Annotated in this window: 17 protein-coding genes; 6 read left to right on the top strand and 11 right to left on the bottom strand. The window is 46.5% G+C overall.

The window, feature by feature from the left end; all coding sequences use genetic code 11:
• Nucleotides 1-130: 130 nt before the first annotated feature.
• The 4 genes from rpoD to rpsU form a co-directional block, all read right to left on the bottom strand.
• Entirely contained in the window at nucleotides 131-2,728 is a 2,598-nt protein-coding gene (rpoD, locus tag PKF022_RS07830) for an RNA polymerase sigma factor RpoD (protein ID WP_281776489.1), read from the bottom strand.
• A 233-nt stretch (nucleotides 2,729-2,961) separates the two neighbouring features.
• Entirely contained in the window at nucleotides 2,962-4,929 is a 1,968-nt protein-coding gene (gene dnaG / locus PKF022_RS07835; protein WP_281776490.1) for a DNA primase, read from the bottom strand.
• 36 nt (nucleotides 4,930-4,965) lie between these two features.
• Nucleotides 4,966-5,412 (bottom strand): GatB/YqeY domain-containing protein, encoded by a 447-nt coding sequence (locus PKF022_RS07840; protein WP_281776491.1) that lies wholly within the window; start codon nucleotides 5,410-5,412, stop codon nucleotides 4,966-4,968.
• 127 nt (nucleotides 5,413-5,539) lie between these two features.
• Nucleotides 5,540-5,752 (bottom strand): 30S ribosomal protein S21, encoded by a 213-nt coding sequence (gene rpsU / locus PKF022_RS07845; protein WP_011903537.1) that lies wholly within the window; start codon nucleotides 5,750-5,752, stop codon nucleotides 5,540-5,542.
• Between the two features lie 77 nt (nucleotides 5,753-5,829).
• Here rpsU and tsaD point away from each other — a divergent pair, with 77 nt between their 5' ends.
• Nucleotides 5,830-6,903: a tRNA (adenosine(37)-N6)-threonylcarbamoyltransferase complex transferase subunit TsaD gene (gene tsaD, locus PKF022_RS07850; RefSeq protein WP_281776492.1), complete on the top strand. Its 1,074-nt coding sequence runs from the start codon at nucleotides 5,830-5,832 to the stop codon at nucleotides 6,901-6,903.
• 24 nt (nucleotides 6,904-6,927) lie between these two features.
• Here tsaD and folE2 read toward each other — a convergent pair whose 3' ends face one another.
• From folE2 to xseB, 4 genes are read right to left on the bottom strand one after another with little or no spacing between them, the layout of a single operon-like run.
• Nucleotides 6,928-7,755, bottom strand: a complete 828-nt coding sequence (folE2, locus tag PKF022_RS07855) for a GTP cyclohydrolase FolE2 (protein WP_281776493.1) — start codon at nucleotides 7,753-7,755, stop codon at nucleotides 6,928-6,930.
• 25 nt (nucleotides 7,756-7,780) lie between these two features.
• On the bottom strand, nucleotides 7,781-9,682 hold the full coding sequence (gene dxs, locus PKF022_RS07860; RefSeq protein ID WP_281776494.1) for a 1-deoxy-D-xylulose-5-phosphate synthase: 1,902 nt from the start codon (nucleotides 9,680-9,682) through the stop codon (nucleotides 7,781-7,783).
• A gap of 55 nt (nucleotides 9,683-9,737) precedes the next feature.
• Nucleotides 9,738-10,640 (bottom strand): polyprenyl synthetase family protein, encoded by a 903-nt coding sequence (locus PKF022_RS07865; RefSeq protein WP_281776495.1) that lies wholly within the window; start codon nucleotides 10,638-10,640, stop codon nucleotides 9,738-9,740.
• Nucleotides 10,640-10,873 carry an exodeoxyribonuclease VII small subunit gene (gene xseB / locus PKF022_RS07870; protein WP_216230770.1) on the bottom strand — a complete coding sequence of 78 codons (234 nt, stop codon included), beginning with the start codon at nucleotides 10,871-10,873 and terminating at the stop codon, nucleotides 10,640-10,642. The genes PKF022_RS07865 and xseB overlap by 1 nt, the downstream gene beginning before the upstream one ends.
• A 162-nt stretch (nucleotides 10,874-11,035) precedes the next feature.
• Between xseB and PKF022_RS07875 the strand changes: the two genes are divergently transcribed.
• Together PKF022_RS07875 and PKF022_RS07880 are read left to right on the top strand one after the other, a co-directional pair.
• Nucleotides 11,036-12,142 carry an aromatic ring-hydroxylating dioxygenase subunit alpha gene (locus PKF022_RS07875; RefSeq protein WP_281776496.1) on the top strand — a complete coding sequence of 369 codons (1,107 nt, stop codon included), beginning with the start codon at nucleotides 11,036-11,038 and terminating at the stop codon, nucleotides 12,140-12,142.
• Between the two features lie 57 nt (nucleotides 12,143-12,199).
• Entirely contained in the window at nucleotides 12,200-13,030 is an 831-nt protein-coding gene (locus PKF022_RS07880; protein ID WP_281776497.1) for a sulfurtransferase, read from the top strand.
• A gap of 12 nt (nucleotides 13,031-13,042) precedes the next feature.
• On the opposite strand, the gene PKF022_RS07885 is transcribed toward PKF022_RS07880, so the two are convergent.
• The 3 genes from PKF022_RS07885 to polA are packed head-to-tail and all read right to left on the bottom strand — an operon-like array spanning nucleotide 13,043 to nucleotide 17,558.
• Complete coding sequence (locus tag PKF022_RS07885) at nucleotides 13,043-13,816, bottom strand: ZIP family metal transporter (protein WP_281776498.1); 774 nt, start codon at nucleotides 13,814-13,816, stop codon at nucleotides 13,043-13,045.
• Between the two features lie 5 nt (nucleotides 13,817-13,821).
• Entirely contained in the window at nucleotides 13,822-14,697 is an 876-nt protein-coding gene (locus tag PKF022_RS07890; RefSeq protein ID WP_281776499.1) for a dienelactone hydrolase family protein, read from the bottom strand.
• A gap of 35 nt (nucleotides 14,698-14,732) precedes the next feature.
• Nucleotides 14,733-17,558 (bottom strand): DNA polymerase I, encoded by a 2,826-nt coding sequence (gene polA, locus PKF022_RS07895; protein WP_281776500.1) that lies wholly within the window; start codon nucleotides 17,556-17,558, stop codon nucleotides 14,733-14,735.
• Between the two features lie 116 nt (nucleotides 17,559-17,674).
• Here polA and PKF022_RS07900 point away from each other — a divergent pair, with 116 nt between their 5' ends.
• From PKF022_RS07900 to PKF022_RS07910, 3 genes are read left to right on the top strand one after another with little or no spacing between them, the layout of a single operon-like run.
• Entirely contained in the window at nucleotides 17,675-18,049 is a 375-nt protein-coding gene (locus tag PKF022_RS07900; protein WP_281776501.1) for a hypothetical protein, read from the top strand.
• Between the two features lie 32 nt (nucleotides 18,050-18,081).
• Nucleotides 18,082-19,056: a homoserine kinase gene (locus PKF022_RS07905; RefSeq protein WP_281776502.1), complete on the top strand. Its 975-nt coding sequence runs from the start codon at nucleotides 18,082-18,084 to the stop codon at nucleotides 19,054-19,056.
• Nucleotides 19,053-19,832 carry a BPSS1780 family membrane protein gene (locus PKF022_RS07910; protein WP_281776503.1) on the top strand — a complete coding sequence of 260 codons (780 nt, stop codon included), beginning with the start codon at nucleotides 19,053-19,055 and terminating at the stop codon, nucleotides 19,830-19,832. Before PKF022_RS07905 ends, PKF022_RS07910 begins: the two co-directional genes overlap by 4 nt.
• Nucleotides 19,833-19,836: the final 4 nt, after the last annotated feature.

Below are 19,836 nucleotides of genomic sequence, written 5' to 3' on the forward strand. Positions count from 1 at the left end.
AGCAAACTTATCTACCCTTACCACGCTAAGACCCTTATGTTTACTAGGTTCTTAGCAAAATACAACGAGGTTATCTCTCTTATGAGTCCTCTGCTCTAACCAACTGAGCTATGGGCCCGTTAGTCTTGTATCAATCTTCTTCGAGGAAGGTCTTGAGTTTGTCGCTACGGCTTGGATGACGCATTTTGCGGAGAGCCTTAGCTTCAATCTGACGAATACGCTCACGAGTAACGTCAAACTGTTTGCCAACCTCTTCAAGAGTGTGATCAGTGCTCATCTCAACACCAAAGCGCATGCGCAATACTTTTGCTTCGCGTGGCGTCAATGAATCGAGAACGTCTTTCACAACATCGCGCATAGAGTCATGCAATGCTGCTTCTGCTGGAGCCAAGGTATTGCCGTCTTCAATGAAGTCGCCTAAATGAGAATCTTCATCGTCACCAATTGGTGTCTCCATGGAGATAGGCTCTTTAGCAATCTTCATGATCTTACGGATCTTGTCTTCTGGAATCTCCATCTTCAGTGCCAATGTTGCAGCATCTGGCTCGTGACCAGTCTCTTGCAAAATTTGACGGCTGATACGGTTCATCTTGTTGATCGTCTCAATCATGTGAACTGGGATACGGATCGTACGTGCTTGGTCAGCAATCGAACGAGTAATCGCCTGACGAATCCACCATGTTGCATAAGTAGAGAACTTATAACCACGACGGTATTCAAACTTATCCACCGCCTTCATCAAACCGATGTTGCCTTCTTGAATCAGATCCAAGAACTGCAAGCCACGGTTGGTGTATTTCTTAGCAATCGAGATTACCAAACGTAAGTTGGCTACAGTCATCTCACGCTTCGCTTCGCGGGCACGCTTCTCGCCGGCGATCATTTGCTTATTCACTTCTTTTAATTCTGGAAGTGGAATAACAACATTCTTCTGAATGTCAATCAACTTCTGTTGCAATTCTTGAATTGCTGGAACGTTACGCTGCAAGAGTGCGCTGTATGGCTTGTTCTCTTTGAGCAACTTGTCAGTCCAGGTCAAGTTCATAGACATCTTAGGAAAATCTTTTAGTACTTCACCACGATTAACGCCAACTTTGTCTACCAACAAGCTCACGATGCCACGCTCAAGCTTCCATACTTGGTCTACTTGTGAGCGCATGGTGTCGCATAACTTCTCTACACTTTTCGCTGTTAAACGGAAACCCAGTAATTCAGCACGAATGGCATCTTGCGCCTTCACGTATGCAGGACAGTTGTAACCGTCTTTATCAAACGCGCGACGCATCTTGTCAGCTTGTGTACGAACGATTGCAAACTTCTCTAAAGAAATCTGCTTTAACTCCTCTAATTGCTTAGCATTTGCCGTTGCAGCACCGCCGCCACCGCCGCCAGCATCATCCTCTTCACCCTCTTCGCCTTCTTCAGCATCTGGGTCTACCTCTGGCTCTTCAGGTCCGAGCTTAATATCTTCCGCATTTGGATCGACCAAACCATCCACAAACTGGTCAATCTCCATCTCACCGCTAGCGATCTTGTCAACGTTAGTCAAAATCTCAGCAATGGTTACAGGACAAGCAGCCAAAGCCATCACCATGTCTTTGAGACCAGCTTCAATCTTCTTCGCAATGACGATCTCGCCCTCGCGAGTCAGCAAATCAACCGTACCCATCTCACGCATATACATACGTACTGGGTCAGTGGTACGTCCGAACTCGGAATCAACAGTAGATAAAGCGGCTTCAGCCTCTTCTTCAGCCTCTTCTTCAGAAGCTGCAGCAGCTGTATTGTCAGAAAGAATTAATGTTTCTGCGTCTGGTGCTTGTTCGTAAACAGTAATACCGATGTCATTAAGCAAGCTAATCAAAGTTTCCAATGCGTCCGCATCAGATAACTCATCAGACATCACGTCATTCATCTCGCCATGGGTTAAGTAACCCTTGGACATACCCATCTTGATCAAAGTCTTCAAGCGAGCACGACGTAACTCTTGTTGCTCTTCAGTTCCTAACTGTTGAGCAGCAAACTCTTTTAAGAGCGCCTTTTCTTTCGCCTTACGCTCGCGCGCTTTTTGACGATCCGTTAATACCGGCTCAGCATTATCCGCAGGTGCTTCTGCTTTCGCTTTGCGGCCACGCTTCTTTTCTTCTTCAACAACTACAGGTGCTTCTAGTTCTGCAGTCTTAGCTTTTTTGCCTTTGACTTCTTTTGCGCCTTTAGTTTCTTTTGCTGCTTTTGTTTCTTTAAATGGCTCAGCCTTAGGTGCTGCTACTGCTTTACCTTTTTTGGCCAGCTCAACTTTGATTTCTGCTTTAGCGGATTTCGCAGGAGCTTTAACAGCCGGTTTAGCCGGAGCTGGTTTTGCTGCGGCCTTTGCTGGTTTAGCGGCTGGCTTTGCAGCTGCCTTTACTGGCTTAGTCGGAGCTTTTACTTTAGCAACTGGCTTAGCTGGAGTCTTTGTTTTGGCAACTGGCTTTGCAGCTGCCTTTACTGGCTTAGCTGGAGCTTTTACTTTAGCAACTGGCTTAGCTGGAGTCTTTGTTTTGGCAACTGGCTTTGCAGCTGCCTTTACTGGCTTAGCTGGAGCTTTTGCTTTAGCTGCAGGTTTAGGAGCAGCCTTTACTGGCTTAGCAGGAGCTTTTGCTTTAGCTGCAGGTTTTGCAACTACCTTTACTGGCTTAGCAGGTGTTTTCGCTTTTGGAGCTGGTTTTTTGGTCTTGGTATTCGGCATTTATTAGCACTTACTCACATTACTGTTGTTGATATCGACTGATGAAACACAGCCCCGCGTTACTCACTTACCCACTTACCCCAAATTTCATCAAAATAAAGCGCAAGTGGCTGAATTAAATCGGTTTTTTCTTGGGAACAGAGGATTATAGTCGATTGCGACTTTTTGACCCTCTTCTTACCTAAAAATATGGGGTAATTTCAGAGGATTTCTAGGGGTGTTTTCAGAAATTCTTAGGAGAATTTCAGCTTTTCGCCCAATTCCCGATATCGGGCCCGATCTTGCTCGGTAGCGGTACTTCCGGCGATCTTTTGCGCAATTTCCGTCATTTCTTGCTTGAGGTGGGTTAATTCCAGTTTTTTGAACGCTCCATCCAAATCTGCAGCAGCGCCATCGAGCTCTAGATCGGAGCCCATCACACGATTTCTGAGTACCTCATACAGCGGGGCCAACTCACTTCGAGAAAGTTGATCTTGGAACATCGCAAATGCTCCCGCACCTGCAGTAGCTGGTTTACCACCTTCACCTGGAATCAACTCAACCAAGTCACACTGCGCTAAAAGATCTTTCATCAAAGCATGGGCTTTTTCAGATCTCTGCTCAGCAGCCTTTAATGCAAGCGCGCGTTTATTTGCATCTAAGGCTTTTCCCAAATGTGGAAACTGAATAATCACACGCAACATTTGCTCCGCTAAATCCGTTGGTGCTTTTGGAGGCTCAATGTTTTGAGTGGCAACACGTTTTGCAGACCCCTTAGATGCTTGCCAAGGTGCGCCTTGACGATTGCCATTGCCTGAAAAAGTATTCTGATTATTTTGATTGCCTTGACCACCTGGAGTTCTTGCTTGCATCGGCTGGTAAGTAGTTTGGCGCACGGGTGCAGGCGCTACTGTCAAACCACAAAATGCTTCAAGCTCAGCGGGAGTGGTGTTGGTGCGAATAGCTAGCTCACGCAAAATTTGGGTGCGCAATGCGATCGGCGGCATCGACAATAAAAGGGGCTTGGCAGCATGATGAGTATGGGCCCTACCCTCCGGAGTAGTTAACTCATGATCTTCGCTCACCACTTTAAAGAAGAAGCTAGAAATAGACATAGCCTCTTTAATAACCTTTTCAAAAGCTGGTGCTCCATAAGCGCGCACATAACTATCTGGGTCATGCTCTGTCGGCAAAAATAAGAAACGAATTTCTTTGTCGTCTGACATTAAAGGCAAACAAGCTTCGAGTGCTCGCTGAGCTGCACGTTGACCAGCAGAGTCGCCATCGAATGAGAACACCACCTTATCGGTTTGACGCAATAACATACGAACGTGATTAGCAGTGCAGGCAGTTCCTAAAGTGGCAACAGCATTTGGAAACCCTAGTTGCGCTAGTGCCACTACATCCATATAGCCTTCACAAACAAGAACATATTCTTGCGAACGAATCGCTTGTCTTGCCTCAAACAAACCATAAAGCGTGTTGCCTTTAGAAAACAGCGGCGTCTCAGGAGAATTTAAATATTTAGGCTCGCCCTGATCCAAGATGCGCCCACCAAAGCCAATCGTTTGGCCTTTTGGATTACGAATAGGGAACATGATGCGATCACGGAAACGGTCATAGCGCTTTACATTCCCGCCTTCAGATTGCTCGCCTTGAATCAGTAGGCCGCCCTCCAACAAAGTTTTGGCCACTTCATCATTGAAATAGGCTCCAAAGACCGCCTCTAAACCTTGCCAGCCATCAGGTGCATATCCCAGGGCATAGCGTTTAGCAATCTCACCAGTCAGACCTCGACCTTTGAGGTAGTCAACGGCTCGAGTGTTGCCCTTAAGTTGCTGGCGATACCAATCTGCAGCAGCGCTCATCACCTCACTCAGCGCCATGGCTTGCTGCTGACGAGCAACGTCATTTGCCGTGCGCTCTTCTCGAGGAACATCTAATCCAGCAGAACGCGCTAGATCTTCAATAGCGTCTACATATCCAAGACCGGAATACTCCATTAAGAAGCTAATGGCAGATCCGTGCGCGCCACAGCCAAAGCAGTGATAAAACTGCTTGGTTGATGATACTGAAAATGAAGGAGACTTTTCCGAATGAAAAGGGCACAAACCCTGAAAGTTCGCACCCGCTTTTTTTAGCTTTACGTGCTGCCCAACCACATCAACGATGTCTACCCGATTTAAAAGATCGGCAATAAAGGATTGTGGGATGAGTGCCATAAGGCGAGTATGAAACTGTTTCTCGTATTTAGATACTTACTTGGCAAGTGCGGCTTTTACCAAGCCAGAAACTTTACCCATATCTGCTTTGCCCGCTAATTGGCCTTTGAGAACGCCAATCACCTTACCCATATCCTGGGGGCCAGCAGCGCCAGTAGAAGCAACGGCAGCAACTACTGCAGCCTCTACTTCAGCATCAGATAGTTGCGCTGGCAAGTACGCCTGCAAGATCACCATCTCAGCAGCCTCAACCGCTACCAAATCATCACGCCCTGCTTTTTCAAACTGCGAGATTGAGTCTTTACGTTGCTTAATCATTTTTTCAACGGTAGCAATGACGCCAGCATCATCAACCACGATACGCTCGTCTACTTCACGTTGCTTAATGGCTGCCAACAAAAGACGAATGGTTCCTAGGCGCTCAACTTCTTTTGCGCGCATAGCATTTTTCATATCTTCGGTAATTTGATCTTTTAGAGTCATGGCTTTATTCCTGGGTGTTGAATATATTTTGCTGCACAGCTTTTGGCAATTCAAAAAGCAAAAACCCGCTGCGTTTCACCGTCAGCGGGTTTCAAAGCTTCTCGGTGAAGAGAGCTTTTAAATTCTATTAGTAAAGCTTCTTAGGCAACATTTGGCTGCGAATACGCTTGTAATGGCGCTTAGCAGCTGCAGCCTTCTTACGCTTACGCTCAGCCGTTGGCTTCTCGTAGAACTCGCGTGCACGCAAGTCTGTCAAAAGGCCATTCTTTTCAATGGTGCGCTTGAAACGGCGCAATGCCACTTCAAATGGTTCGTTTTCGCGGAGGCGGACTGTAGTCATACTTGTTTAACTCGTATATGCTCGAAAAATATCGAAAAATTAACTGAATTGCGATTCTAGCACGACCAAGCGAAAAAATGATTGTTTTAGGAATAGAAACTTCTTGTGACGAGACCGGGGTGGCTTTATACAACACCGCCCCTTGGGAGGAGGGTAAACCGGCCTTCCAAGGCATACTGGGCCAGGGTTTGCACTCCCAGATCGCCATGCACCGGGACTATGGGGGTGTTGTCCCAGAATTAGCCTCCCGTGACCATATTCGCCGTGTTTTACCCCTTTTAGACCAGTCTTTAGTCCAATCTGGTCTCAAGCTGACCGATATTGATGCCGTTGCCTTTACGCAAGGTCCAGGGCTGGCAGGCGCCCTTCTCGTGGGCAGTGCTTTTGCCAAATCCCTGGCCCAAGGCCTCAATTTGCCTTCAATTGGGGTTCATCACCTGGAAGGACACCTGCTTTCACCACTTTTAGGTCAAACAGCCCCTCAATTTCCCTTTATTGCCCTTCTGGTTTCCGGCGGCCATACCCAACTTATGAAAGTCTCTGGCATTGGGCAATATGAGCTTCTGGGCGAAACCTTAGATGATGCAGCAGGCGAAGCTTTTGATAAGACCGCCAAATTACTCGGACTCGACTACCCAGGTGGCGCTGCGATTTCTAAATTAGCCAAGCAAGGACGCTCCGGTATTTTTGACTTACCAAAGCCGATGTTGCATTCAGGTGATTTGGATTTTTCTTTTTCCGGATTAAAGACTGCAGTTCTCAATCAAGTTAAAAAGTTTGAGGATAAAAAGATTGTCGACACATCTGAAGTGGCGCAGTTTCATGCGGACCTCGCTAGATCTTTTGTTGATGCGATTGTTGCAGTGTTGGTGAGTAAATCTGAAAAAGCACTAAAGCAAACTGGTTGCAAACATCTAGTGCTTGCTGGTGGAGTCGGCGCCAATTTGCAACTGCGCAGTGCGTTAAATGAAAAAGCTGCGCGAAATGGTTTTGAAGTGCACTACCCGCCACTAGAGTTATGTACTGATAATGGCGTGATGATTGCATTTGCTGGAGCACTGCGAATGTTAGCTAAAAATAATGGCTCCACAACATCTGGAGCCTTTGATATCAAACCCCGTTGGGATTTGCAAAGCAATAATTTGGCTTAAGTATTTAGCCTGCTGAGTTGCTACTTATTTCTGATGGCTGATACGGGCAAAAGCACTGTGATTGTGAATAGACTCAAAGTTCTCAGCCTCTACTACAAAGGACTGGATACGCTGATCCGCCTTGAGATTACCGGCCACATCGCGCACCAGGTCTTCTACAAATTTAGGATTACTGTAAGAACGCTCAGTGACCCACTTCTCGTCAGGGCGCTTGAGCAGACCCCATAACTCGCTGGATGCCTCACTCTCAGCAGCAGTGACCAAATCCTCTACTGTCATTTTTGTTTCGGCATCGAGCACTACAGACATCGTTACATGAGAACGTTGGTTGTGTGCACCGAAATCAGAAATCTCTTTTGAACAAGGGCACAAACTCATCACCGGGACCTGAGCACGCAAACCCAACTCCACATCAGTACCGCCCTTGGAATTTTGTTTGGCAGTAGCCATCCAAGTCACTTCGTAGTCCATCAAACTCTCAACGCCGGATACTGGCGCTGCTTTTTTTACAAAGTGAGTGTAAGTAAATTGCACATGCCCCTCTTTAGCATCAAGCAATGGCAACATTTCACGAACCATTGCGACGACTGAAGTGCTATCAACAGCAATTTCTTGCTTTTGTAACAGGGCCATAAAACGGGACATATGGGTGCCCTTCACATGCGCAGGTAAGGCGACATCCATTTCAAAGGTGCCCACTGATGGAAAGTTACCAGTCTTACTGCGAATATTGAGTGGATGACGCACACCACGAATACCAACCTGCTCAATTGGCAAAGCGCGCTCATCCAAAGTGGATTGCACGTCAGGCATTGCGCTAGGCTTTAAAAAAGCAGGATTCATGTCATTCATGGCTCTATTTTCAGGCAAAACAGGCTTATTTGCCTACAAGCGCAGAATTTTGGGTCAATATCGCTGGAAAACGCTGTTTGATGGAGTTAACAATGCCCTCTACATCTAGGCCACACTTGGTCATTAGCAGACTGTAGTCACCATGCTCAATAAACTCATCAGGAAGACCTAATTGCAAGAGGGGCTTATGAAAACCAAGATTTGATAAAGCTTCTAAACAAGCACTACCAGCACCGCCAGCAATCGCGCCATCTTCAATCGTCACGAAATAATCATGATCAGCCGCCAGGGACTGAATCAAATCGACATCTAGCGGTTTTACAAAACGCATATTGGCAACAGTGGCATTAATACCTTCTGCTACCTCTAGGGCTGGGTATAGCAATGTGCCAAAAGCTAATATCGCTAAACGTTGTCCGGATGGCGCAGTAGATTTACGACGAATCTCACCCTTACCCAACGGCAAGGTGCGCAACTCTTTAGATGGGATAGCGCCAATGCCTGATCCACGTGGGTAACGAACTGCACTTGGATGCGGCTGATGGAAAGCAGTCGTTAATAAATCACGACACTCTGCCTCATCTGCTGGAGTCATCACCAACATATTTGGGATGCAACGCAAGAATGGAGTGTCGTATGCACCGGCATGTGTAGCGCCATCGGCACCCACTAAGCCCGCACGATCCAGTGCAAATAACACTGGTAAATCCTGTAAAGCGACGTCATGAATTAACTGATCGTAGGCGCGCTGTAAGAATGTCGAATAGATTGCCACCACTGGCTTCATGCCTTCACAAGCCATGCCAGCTGCAAAAGTTACTGCATGCTGTTCAGCAATGCCGACGTCGTAGTAGCGCTTCGGAAAATTCTTTTCAAATTCAACTAAGCCAGAGCCTTCACGCATCGCTGGAGTAATACCAACCAATAATGGATCAGCATGCGCCATATCGCATAACCATTCACCAAATACTTGGGTAAAGGTTTTCTTACTGACAGCAGGCTTTTTAACACCCTCTTCCGGATTGAATTTGCTTGGCCCGTGATACAACACTGGATCTGCCTCAGCCAACTCATAGCCCTGACCTTTTTTGGTCACTACATGCAAGAACTGAGGGCCGCGCCCTTCAAGCGCCAGACGACGTACGTTCTGCAGCATTGGAATCAATGCATCCAAATCATGGCCATCAATTGGGCCAAAGTAATTGAAACCAAACTCTTGAAAGATGGTAGATGGAGACACCATGCCTTTAGCATGATCCTCAAGACGTTTAGCGAACTCTCGTAAAGGTGGCGCAATAGATAAAACACTATCAATGCCTTTTTTAGTCGCTGAATAAATATTTCCGCTGAGCACTCTAGCTAGATGACGGTTAAGCGCACCCACAGCTGGAGAGATCGACATATCGTTGTCATTCAAAATCACGACGAGGGGTAGGTCGTCATACACACCTGCATTGTTCATCGCCTCGAAAGCCATGCCCCCTGTCATCGCACTATCACCAATGACGGCTACAGCTACATGTCTTTCGCCTTTAGTTTGAAACGCGCGTGCCATACCCATCGCAGCAGAAATACTAGTAGATGAATGACCGGTACCAAAAGCATCGAATTCACTTTCAGCACGATGTGGGAAACCCGACAAACCTTTGTACTGACGTAAGGTGTTCATACGCTCACGACGGCCCGTCAAGATTTTGTGGGGATAGCTTTGATGACCCACATCCCACACAATGCGATCTTCTGGTGTATCAAAGACGTAATGCAAGGCAATTGATAGCTCTACCGTTCCCAAATTAGAGGACAGATGTCCCCCCGTTTTTGATACTGAATCCAACACAAACTCACGCAACTCATCCGCCAAGGCGGGAAGCTCTTCGCGTGAGAGTTTTTTGAGATCGTCAGGTGAGTTAATGGAATGTAAAGTCATTGAATCTAAATAATCTATACCGATGTATTTCTCTCGTATTTCTATTGTTTCTTTCTTACTTGCCGCGATTGACAACCAAGAGAGCCAAATCTTTTAATGCCTGCGCTGATGCGCCAAAACTATCTAAGCTGGCGATAGCTACCTCTTGTAGCTCTTTAGCCTGCGTCTGCGCATAGTCTAAACCCATCAAGGTCACATAGGTGGGCTTATTGGCCGCAGCGTCTTTGCCAGCGGTCTTGCCCAATGTTTGACTATCCGCAGTGGCATCCAATACATCATCCACAATCTGAAATGCTAATCCCAGGGCTTTTGCATAACTGGCTAGATGAGCCATTTGCTCGGGACTGAGGTACGCACAAATACCCCCTAATTCCACTGCGCATGACAACAAAGCGCCCGTCTTCATGGCATGCATTTGCTTAAGACCTGGGAGGTCCAACTTTCTACCAACGCTCTCCAAATCAATTGCCTGACCACCAGCCATACCTCGTGATCCACTGGCAGCCGCTAAAGCGGCAATCATTTTTAGGCGTACCTGCGCATCGCAGTTTGCATTAGCAAGGATTTCAAAAGCGCGGGTTTGCAATGCATCCCCAACTAATAATGCAGTTGCTTCGTCAAAAGCTTTGTGAACCGTTGGACGACCACGACGCAAATCATCATCATCCATACAAGGTAAATCATCATGAACTAATGAGTAAGCATGAATAGATTCGATCGCAACAGCAGCCGCATCCAAAGACTCTGCGTGTGCGTCATCCGTCTGATTTCCCAGTTGACCCGCCGCATAAACCAATAATGGTCGAATACGTTTGCCGCCCCCTTGCGCCGCATAGCGCATTGCCTCATGCAAACGATGAGGAGTAGTTTGAGCAGAATCAAGTAAGCAATCTAACGCTAACTCAGCTCGCTTAGAGTGCGAACTGACCCACTCCTGAAATTGAAAAGCAGTATTCATTAAGCCTCGAACACTCGCACCTGTTGCTCAACTTGAGCCAACATAGTCTGACAATGTTTTAGTAAAGCCGCGCCGCGTTGATAAGCGAGCAAGGTTTCTTCTAGAGAAAATTTTCCAGATTCCATGTCAGAAATGAGCTTTTCGAGCTCTTTTACTGCCTGCTCGTAGCGCAGATCTGGGTCAACTTGGACCTCTAGACCGGGTTTTTGACTCTCAGACTTCTTGGTTGCCATAAGCTCGTTTCCTTCGTATTTCCCACACGGATAGCCCTACATATTAAAGCGAGAAGCCCCTCAGATGGGTATAATCCACCCCTTCCTTTCCAATATCGATCCGTCGATGGTTGGATTGGTTATTCCGCTTAGCTTCGGCTGACGTTTTCGGGGGTGGGGAGAATGACTAATCTGGCTACCGCGCAGAAGCTTGCGCCGTCCAATCTACAACTGCCGGTTTCGGCATATTTTGACGCTGACTTGTATCAGCGGGAAATTGAACTGCTTTTCAAGCAGGGTCCTGGCTATGTTGGCCACGAACTCATGGTGCCTGAAGTTGGCTCCTATCAAACTTTAAGCGCAGAAAACGAGGGGCGCATCCTCGTTCGCAATGAAGCTGGCGTAGAACTACTTTCAAATGTTTGCCGTCATCGTCAAGCACTCATGCTTAATGGTCGCGGCAAAGCAGACAATATTGTTTGCCCCTTGCATCGCTGGACCTATGATTTAAACGGTAACTTATTAGGCGCACCACACTTTGAAGATAAGCCTTGTTTAAATCTTGGCAAATCTCCTTTGCAAAATTGGCAAGGCTTACTATTTGAGGGCCCACGCGATGTACGAGCTGATCTTGCCAAACTCGGTGTTGCTGACGATCTCAAATTTGATGGCTATGTGCTTGATCATATTGAAGTGCATGACTGCAAATACAACTGGAAAACTTTCATCGAGGTGTATCTCGAGGACTATCACGTTGTGCCATTTCATCCAGGCTTAGGCAAGTTTGTTTCATGCGAAGATCTACATTGGGAGTTTGGCGATTGGCATAGCGTACAAACTGTTGGCATACACAAAGATCTTAAGACGCCAGGCTCGCCAACCTATCGCAATTGGCACGAAGCAGTACTACGTCAATTTGACGGCAAAGCCCCACGCCACGGTGCTATCTGGCTTACCTACTATCCTAATGTGATGGTGGAGTGGTATCCAGGAGTGCTATGTGTATCCACACTGCACCCCATGGGGCCAGGTAAAACTCGCAACATTGTGGAGTTCTACTATCCAGAAGAAATTGCACTGTTTGAGCGCGAATTTGTTGAAGCTGAACGTGCCGCCTATATGGAAACCTGCGTAGAAGACGATGAAATTGGTGAGCGCATGGATCAAGGTCGCGCTGCACTGTATGCACGCGGCATTAATGAAGTGGGTCCATACCAAAGCCCAATGGAAGATGGCATGCAACATTTTCATGAATGGTATCGCCGCGTCATGAATTTTGATGGCGCATAATCTAATCAGGTTTTATAGTTTCATCCAATACTCTCGCCACTAAAGATAGGAAGCATCATGACTCCTCTGATCTCAGCTAACCAGTTAGAAGAAATCATTAACAGTGGTGAGAATGTCTTGCTCTGTGATTGCCGTTTTGATTTAGTTGATCCTTTGATCGGCAAAAAATCGTACGAAGAAAGTCACATTCCAGGGGCAATCTATGTCGATTTAGATAAAGATTTATCTGGGAATAAAACTGGTAGTAATGGACGCCACCCCCTTCCTAGTCCAGAAGCCTGGGCTCAAACAAAAACTCGTCTGGGCATCAGTCCAAACACACTGGTAGTTGCCTATGACAAACAAGGCTCCGTGTATGCAAGCCGCTTATGGTGGATGCTTAAAGCAACAGGGCACGCCAATGTTCGCGTACTAGATGGTGGCTTAGATGCCTGGAATGGCCCTATGGGATCGATTCCTAGAGAGCCCATTCCTTGCGCCCAAGCGATCGCGCCTATGCCCTATGCGGGGCTGGTTTTAGTCGATGAGGTTATCGCCAACCTGGAATCAAAGAAAAACAAAATCATTGATGCCAGAGGTGAGGATCGTTTCCGCGGTCAAAACGAAACACTAGATCCAGTTGGTGGGCATATCCCTGGCGCAATGAATCGTTTTTTTAAAAACAATCTCAATGCGACTGCATTTAAAACCCCAGAACAATTGTTTAAAGAATTTTCAGAATGTCTCGGCCCCATTAAAGCTTCTGAGGTGATTCACCAATGCGGATCTGGAGTAACTGCTTGCCATAATCTGCTAGCTATGGAACTGGCAGGATTTAAAGGTTCACGCCTTTACGCAGGCAGTTGGAGTGAATGGTGTGCTGACCCCAAGAGGCCAGTTGAGCTCTAAACGTATTTTTCGTTAATGCAGCAGCGAGAGCAGGACAACAATACCTACGCCGCAGGCAATCAAAATCGTCTGACGTAAAGATTCCGCCCAATGCGGACGACGGTGCATTTGCGGAATGAGATCGCTGACTGCAATATAAATAAAACTACTGGAAGCGATCACCAATAAATATGGCATTGCCGCGTGAGCTCTTTCCAAAAAGAAATAAGCCAACACACCACCAACAACTGCGGATAAGCCGCAAATAAAGTTATAAAGTAAAGCGCGTGCTCGCGAGAACCCGGCATTGAGCAAAACGATGAAATCGCCAATCTCTTGTGGAATCTCATGGGCAATGATGGCGATTGCAGTAAAGATACCGACTTGATAATCCGCCATAAAAGCCGCAGCAATCAAGATGCCATCCACAAAATTATGAATACCATCGCCCACTAAGATCATCCAGCCACTACGACCAGCGTTTTCGGCATCATGGCCATGGTGGTGGTGGTGACCATCCCCTTCATGGTGATGGTCATGACGCAATAAAGCAATTTTCTCGAGCAGGAAAAATCCTAATAAGCCCGCTAGCAAAGTAGCGAAAAGTAGCTGAGGGCTCACGCCCTCCATACTAAAAGCTTCTGGTAATGAATGCAGTAAAGCGGTAGCCAATAAAATACCTACCGACAAGCTCACCATATTGTTGACCATCTTGGACAACATTGATAAAGAACAGCTAGCGGCTACCAAGACGCTAGCTGTTCCTGCTAAGGCAGTAACCAAGAGAATACTTTGTAAAACTGACATGCTAATTAAGCTACTCCGTTTTTCTTAAACCAAGCAAGGCACTTTTCCCAACCATCTTTTGCTGGACCTTCACGATAGGTAGCGCGATAGTCTGCATGAAAAGCGTGCGGAGCATCTGGATACACTTCAATCATTGATGCTTTGGCAGCGGGATTTTTTGGTGCTGCTTGTGCCAATGCGGCGCGCATTTGCTCAACACTCTCTAAGGAAATGCCAGTATCAGCACCGCCGTATAAACCAAGCACTGGCGCCTTTAAGTCGGCAGCAATGTCTACTGGATGACGTGGGCTATTTTCCGTCTTCTCACCAATCACTCGACCATACCAGGCCACACCCGCACGCACCTGCGGCAAAGTAGCTGAGAGCCAAGTAATACGGCCGCCCCAACAGAAGCCAGTCACGCCAACACGCTTAAGATCACCACCATTTTTACCCGCCCAAACTAATGCGGCCTGCAAGTCATTCAAAATCTGTGAGTCCGGAGTTTTAGCAACAATATTTTGCTGAATTTCCGCTACTGTTCCATAGGTATTAGGATCACCAGCGCGAGTAAAAAATTCTGGGGCAATCGCAAGGTAACCCATTTTTGCAAAACGTCTTGTGACGTCAGCAATATACTCATGCACACCAAAAATCTCGCTCACCACGATCACGATAGGTAGAGCACCCTTTGCATTTTCAGGACGAGATACATAGGCAGGCATTTGAAAGCTACCCACTGGAATCATCTGCTCGCCTACTTTAAGCCCCTTGAAATCAGTCTCAATGGCAGCTGCCATGACTGGCTCAGATGCCGCCACAAATCCTACGCCGATTGCAGTAGCTCCAATGGCTGATGTCTTCATAAAATTGCGTCGACTATTTTGAATTTCTTTACTCATTTTTTGTCTCCTCGCTTGAATGTTTATTACGATTCTTAATGCGCTTCTTCCCAATTATCGCCAATCCCGATACTAACCACCAAAGGTACCTTCAATTGAGCCACATGACACATTAAATCGGGTAACTTGGCCTGCAGCAGGTCAATCTCATCTAAAGGTACGTCAAATACCAATTCATCATGTACCTGAAGCAGCATTTTTGTTTTTAACTGCTCTTTTTCAAGCCAATCTTCTACAGCAATCATGGCTAACTTGATGAGGTCTGCAGCAGTACCTTGCATTGGGGCATTAATAGCTGCGCGTTCGGCACCCTGGCGACGGGGGCCATTGGAGCCCTTAATCTCAGGCAGCCAAAGACGGCGCCCAAAGACAGTTTCAACGTATCCATTCTCTCTAGCCTCGAGACGAGTACGTTCCATGTATTGAGCAACTCCAGGATAGCGATCAAAGTATTTGGCAATATAGTTTTGCGCAGCAGAACGTTCAATACCTAAATTACCCGCCAAACCAAAAGCACTCATGCCATAAATCAGACCAAAGTTAATCACCTTGGCATAGCGACGTTGCTCAGAATTCACATCACCCAAAGCAACGCCAAAGATTTCTGCTGCAGTAGCTTGGTGCACATCCTTACCATCTCTAAAAGCGGCTAAAAGATTTTCATCTTCAGCAATGTGCGCCATGATGCGTAACTCAATCTGAGAATAGTCAGCTGACAATAATTTGCAGCCTTCCGCAGGAATAAATGCTTCCCGAATACGCCTACCCTCTTCAGTGCGAACAGGAATGTTTTGCAGGTTTGGATCGCTTGAGGCCAAGCGGCCAGTAACGGCCGTAGCTTGAGAAAAATTCGTATGCACGCGCCCCGTCTTAGGATCTGCCATACGAGGCAACTTCTCAATATAGGTCGACATCAACTTCGCCAAACTACGATAGTCCAAGATGCGTGCAGGTAGAGGGTAATCCTCTGCGAGCTTCTGCAGAACTTCTTCGTCGGTTGATGGCGCGCCCGATGGAGTCTTTTTAATCACCGGCAGCTCAAGCTGTCCAAACAAAATTTCTGCAATTTGTTTTGGTGACTGAATATTGAAAGGTTGGCCTGCCAACTTGTGGATTTCTCCCTCAAGCTCCAAAAGACGTATACCCACCTGCTGGCCCTGCTTAGCAAGCAGCTCAGAGTCAATCCGAATGCCATTGCGCTCCATGATGCCCAGCACTCGCATGGCAGGCATCTCTACCTTCTCATAAATGTAGAGCAGGCCTTGGCTCTCCTGAATTTGAGGCCAGAGCTCCAGGTGAAGACGCAATGTAATGTCCGCATCTTCAGCCGCATAGTCGGTTGCAATCTTCAGATCTACCTGATCAAAGCCAATCTGATGAACGCCTTTGCCACAAACCTCTTCATAGCGAATAGTCTTCATACCCAGATGGCGTTCAGCCAAGCTGTCCATATTGTGTGGCAGATGGGACTCGAGTACATATGATTCGAGCAAAGTATCGAATGCAACACCTTTTAATGTGATGCCGTAATTAGCGAAGATATGAGCGTCGTACTTGAGGTTTTGCCCAACCTTTAAATGAGTCTCACTTTCTAGCCAAGATTTCATGCGCGCTAACACCAAATCACGATCGAGTTGCACCTCACCATTGCGATGTGCAACCGGAATGTAGCAAGCCTCCCCCGGCTTCACTGACAAAGAAATGCCCACAAGCTCTGCTGCAAGCGCATCAAGACTAGTAGTTTCTGTGTCCACCGCAGTCAATGCAGAAGACTCAATCTTTTTTAACCACTTCTCTAAACCCGCCTCATCGACAATACATTCATAATGGCGCTCGATTGCATCTTGCGAGTCACGAGTTTCTTGTGACAAATCTTTGGTTGGTGCGCTCGCAATCACGCGTGTCTTTTTTTCTTGCTCTGCTCCGTTTTCTAGGGCAGAAATAGGGCTGCCTGCCAAATCAAAAGTCACTGTATCGCCCTTATTTTCCGGGCTTGTAAGTTGCTTTTCTACATCACGCAACCAAGTCTTAAATGCATAGCGCTCAAATAACTCCCGCAGCAAAGGCGCATCTTCAGACTTCGCATGCAAATCATCTAGACCAGGCAAGTGAGGGGATAAATCACAATCTGTTTTTACGGTAATAAGTTGACGAGCTTGCGGCAACCAATCGAGTGAAGCGCGAAGATTTTCGCCAACAACGCCTTTCACCTGATCAGCGTTGGCCATCAAGTTATCGAGATTACCAAATTCTGACAACCATTTGTTTGCTGTTTTAGGACCAGCTTTGGGCACACCTGGTACGTTATCAACGGTATCGCCAATGATAGATAAATAATCAACGATCAATTCAGGAGGAACGCCAAACTTTTCTTTAACGCCATCAATATCCAACTTTTCATTCGTCATCGTATTGATCAGAGTGACAGAAGGATTTACCAATTGCGCTAAATCTTTATCTCCAGTGGAAATAATAGTTTCCCAGCCGGCTTGCGTCGCTTGACAAGCTAACGTACCAATTACGTCATCCGCCTCGACTCCGCTTACCATGAGGACGGGCCAACCTAATGCTTTGACCATGGCATGAATAGGCTCTATCTGCTTGACCAAGTCTTCCGGCATAGGTGAGCGATGGGCCTTGTACTCGGAGTACATTTCATCGCGAAAAGTTTTGCCCTTGGCATCAAAAACACAGGCTATATGGTCAGCCTTGAGCTCAGAACGGGCTCGGCGCATCATATTGACCATGCCATATATAGCCCCAGTAGGCTCTCCAGCCCCATTTCTAAGGTCTGGCATAGCATGGAAGGCGCGATAGAGGTAGCTAGAACCGTCTACCAACAAGAGTCTATGTTTAGTCATACCGCAATCGTACAATCTAGTTGTGAAATGCCTACAGGTCTGGTTAGGGAACCGTCCGAGAGTAGGCTTAAAAAGGTGAAAAAATGCATTATTTAACGAACTTAGTGAGTCACTCCTTGAGCCAAACCATTGCAACTGCAGGCTTTTTGGTGGTTTTTGGAATTTTTAGCACCACTTCAGCTCAAGCTCAGAATAACAGCCAGGCACTAAGCCCATCAGAATTAAACCGCATCAACAATCAACCGCTTGCACCAACCGTTAGCCCAGCTGGCGCTCTGAATTCTCCTGAGCAACGCAAGCCCAACTTTGAGTACAGGGATACAAACGGCACCACCGTTACCGAATATAAAGATGTCAATGCCCCGACCCAAGTTGATGTCAAAACTCGATTTACAAGCTATGAAATGGCCCCACCTACTTCAGTAATGCCTGGCCCACCAAAAGAAACGGATCTGATTAGCGTTCCAAGCATTAGCATCCCTCTTAAATAAAAATCATTTAGCTTAGTTAATTAATCTAGTTTATGGCCGTATTTACTCCAATCGCGCTTGAGGATATTTCTCAATGGATTGATCAAGATTTCGATATTGGCCAGGCCACTGAAATACGCGGTATTCATGGCGGTATTGAGAACTCAAATTTTTTCCTAGACACCGCCAAAGATGGTAAGAAGCAAGAATATGTTTTAACCATCTTTGAGAGATTGTCAGCAGAGCAGCTTCCTTTTTACTTGGAGCTCATGCGCCACCTAGCAAACAAAAACGTCCCGGTTCCTAGGCCGATTGAAAACAATCAGGGCAACATCCTCTTTGCCTTAAAAGGTAAGCCAGCAGCTATTGTTACCAAGCTTCCAGGTCTTTCTAGACTGCACCCCGAAGCCAATCATTGCGCGCTAGTAGGTGAGATGTTGGCAAAGATGCATCTCGCTGGAAAAGATTTTCCAAAGAGCCAAGAAAATCTTCGTAGTCTTGCTTGGTGGCAAAAGACCATCCCTTCAGTACTGCCCCATTTAAATACTTCTCAAAAAGAATTGATTATTCATGAGCTCAAAACTCAAGAAGAATTCTTTTCTTCAGGCGCCTATGATGGTTTGCCACAAGGCGCCAGTCATTGCGACCTCTTTCGTGACAATGTTCTCTTTGATCCTAAGGGATCAAATGCATCTCAAGATCAATTGGGCGGCTTTTTTGATTTTTACTTTGCTGGCACTGATAAATGGTTATTTGATATTGCCGTCACCGCCAACGATTGGTGTCTTGCCGACAACAAACAAGATTTGGATCCTGCACGCTTAGATGCATTTATGAAGGCCTACCAATCTGTTCGCCCTCTGACTAAGGAAGAGCAAACGAGCTGGCCTCTCATGCTACGTGCAGCAGCATTACGCTTCTGGGTTTCTAGATTGTGGGATTTCTATTTACCTCGCGACGCTCAAATGCTGACACCACATGATCCCATGCACTTTGAACGCATTCTTTTAAGTCGTCGATCCCTATGAAACTAAATTATGTAGCTCCAAAAGAAGGCTATACCTGGATTAGACAGGGTATTTGGCTTTTCAAACAGAACCCTTTGGGATTCTTAATGCTCGTATTTATGTATGTATTCGCCGCTCAGCTGGCAGTCATCATCCCAGTCATTGGTGTGTTTGCAGTGTTACTGCTGACGCCGACCTTATCGGTAGGATTCATGACAGCTTGCCGCCAAGCCATTCAAAAAGAGCGCATTAAACCTTCGGTTTACATAGTCGCCTTAAAGTCAGGGCAAATGATTCGTAAAAGAATTTTGCAACTAGGCTTAGTGTATGCGGCCATGATTGTTTTACTGAGCTTTATCTTAAGTCTCCTAGTTGACTTTGAGCTGCTACTTCCACTGATGACTACTGATAAACCCATTACTCCAGAAGCACTCCGTCAGGTTTACTTAGTACTCTTCTTTGGCGCGATGCTATATGTACCAGTGGCAATGCTAATGTGGTTTTCACCAGTATTGGTTGCATGGGAAGACATGTCAGTACCTCAAGCTCTATTTTCAAGCGCCTTAGCCTGCTGGTCTAACAAAGCCGCATTCTTTTTGTACCTGTCAATTTGGAGCGCAATTCTGATTGCTATTCCACTAACCATTGGCATGATATTTGATGCCATTAATTTGGGGCAAGTAGCCTCGTACATCATTGCGCCCATCTCTATGGCGGGACTCACTGTGATGCACTGCTCTTTTTATGCGACCTGGAAAGCTTGCTTCACTGACAATGAAGTTGTAATGCCTGTCTAACTGA

This window comes from Polynucleobacter sp. KF022, assembly GCF_027924105.1.
Classification (GTDB): domain Bacteria; phylum Pseudomonadota; class Gammaproteobacteria; order Burkholderiales; family Burkholderiaceae; genus Polynucleobacter.

Bases quoted from the DNA above. Each gene is read 5' to 3' on its own strand.
- PKF022_RS07875 (WP_281776496.1), top strand. From the start codon at position 11,036: ATGACTAATCTGGCTACCGCGCAGAAGCTTGCGCCGTCCAATCTACAA.
- PKF022_RS07890 (WP_281776499.1), bottom strand. From the start codon at position 14,697: ATGAGTAAAGAAATTCAAAATAGTCGACGCAATTTTATGAAGACATCA.
- PKF022_RS07885 (WP_281776498.1), bottom strand. From the start codon at position 13,816: ATGTCAGTTTTACAAAGTATTCTCTTGGTTACTGCCTTAGCAGGAACA.
- dxs (WP_281776494.1), bottom strand. From the start codon at position 9,682: ATGACTTTACATTCCATTAACTCACCTGACGATCTCAAAAAACTCTCA.
- dnaG (WP_281776490.1), bottom strand. From the start codon at position 4,929: ATGGCACTCATCCCACAATCCTTTATTGCCGATCTTTTAAATCGGGTA.
- PKF022_RS07910 (WP_281776503.1), top strand. From the start codon at position 19,053: ATGAAACTAAATTATGTAGCTCCAAAAGAAGGCTATACCTGGATTAGA.
- PKF022_RS07905 (WP_281776502.1), top strand. From the start codon at position 18,082: ATGGCCGTATTTACTCCAATCGCGCTTGAGGATATTTCTCAATGGATT.
- PKF022_RS07865 (WP_281776495.1), bottom strand. From the start codon at position 10,640: ATGAATACTGCTTTTCAATTTCAGGAGTGGGTCAGTTCGCACTCTAAG.
- PKF022_RS07840 (WP_281776491.1), bottom strand. From the start codon at position 5,412: ATGACTCTAAAAGATCAAATTACCGAAGATATGAAAAATGCTATGCGC.
- PKF022_RS07880 (WP_281776497.1), top strand. From the start codon at position 12,200: ATGACTCCTCTGATCTCAGCTAACCAGTTAGAAGAAATCATTAACAGT.
- tsaD (WP_281776492.1), top strand. From the start codon at position 5,830: ATGATTGTTTTAGGAATAGAAACTTCTTGTGACGAGACCGGGGTGGCT.
- xseB (WP_216230770.1), bottom strand. From the start codon at position 10,873: ATGGCAACCAAGAAGTCTGAGAGTCAAAAACCCGGTCTAGAGGTCCAA.
- rpoD (WP_281776489.1), bottom strand. From the start codon at position 2,728: ATGCCGAATACCAAGACCAAAAAACCAGCTCCAAAAGCGAAAACACCT.
- folE2 (WP_281776493.1), bottom strand. From the start codon at position 7,755: ATGAATGACATGAATCCTGCTTTTTTAAAGCCTAGCGCAATGCCTGAC.
- polA (WP_281776500.1), bottom strand. From the start codon at position 17,558: ATGACTAAACATAGACTCTTGTTGGTAGACGGTTCTAGCTACCTCTAT.
- rpsU (WP_011903537.1), bottom strand. From the start codon at position 5,752: ATGACTACAGTCCGCCTCCGCGAAAACGAACCATTTGAAGTGGCATTG.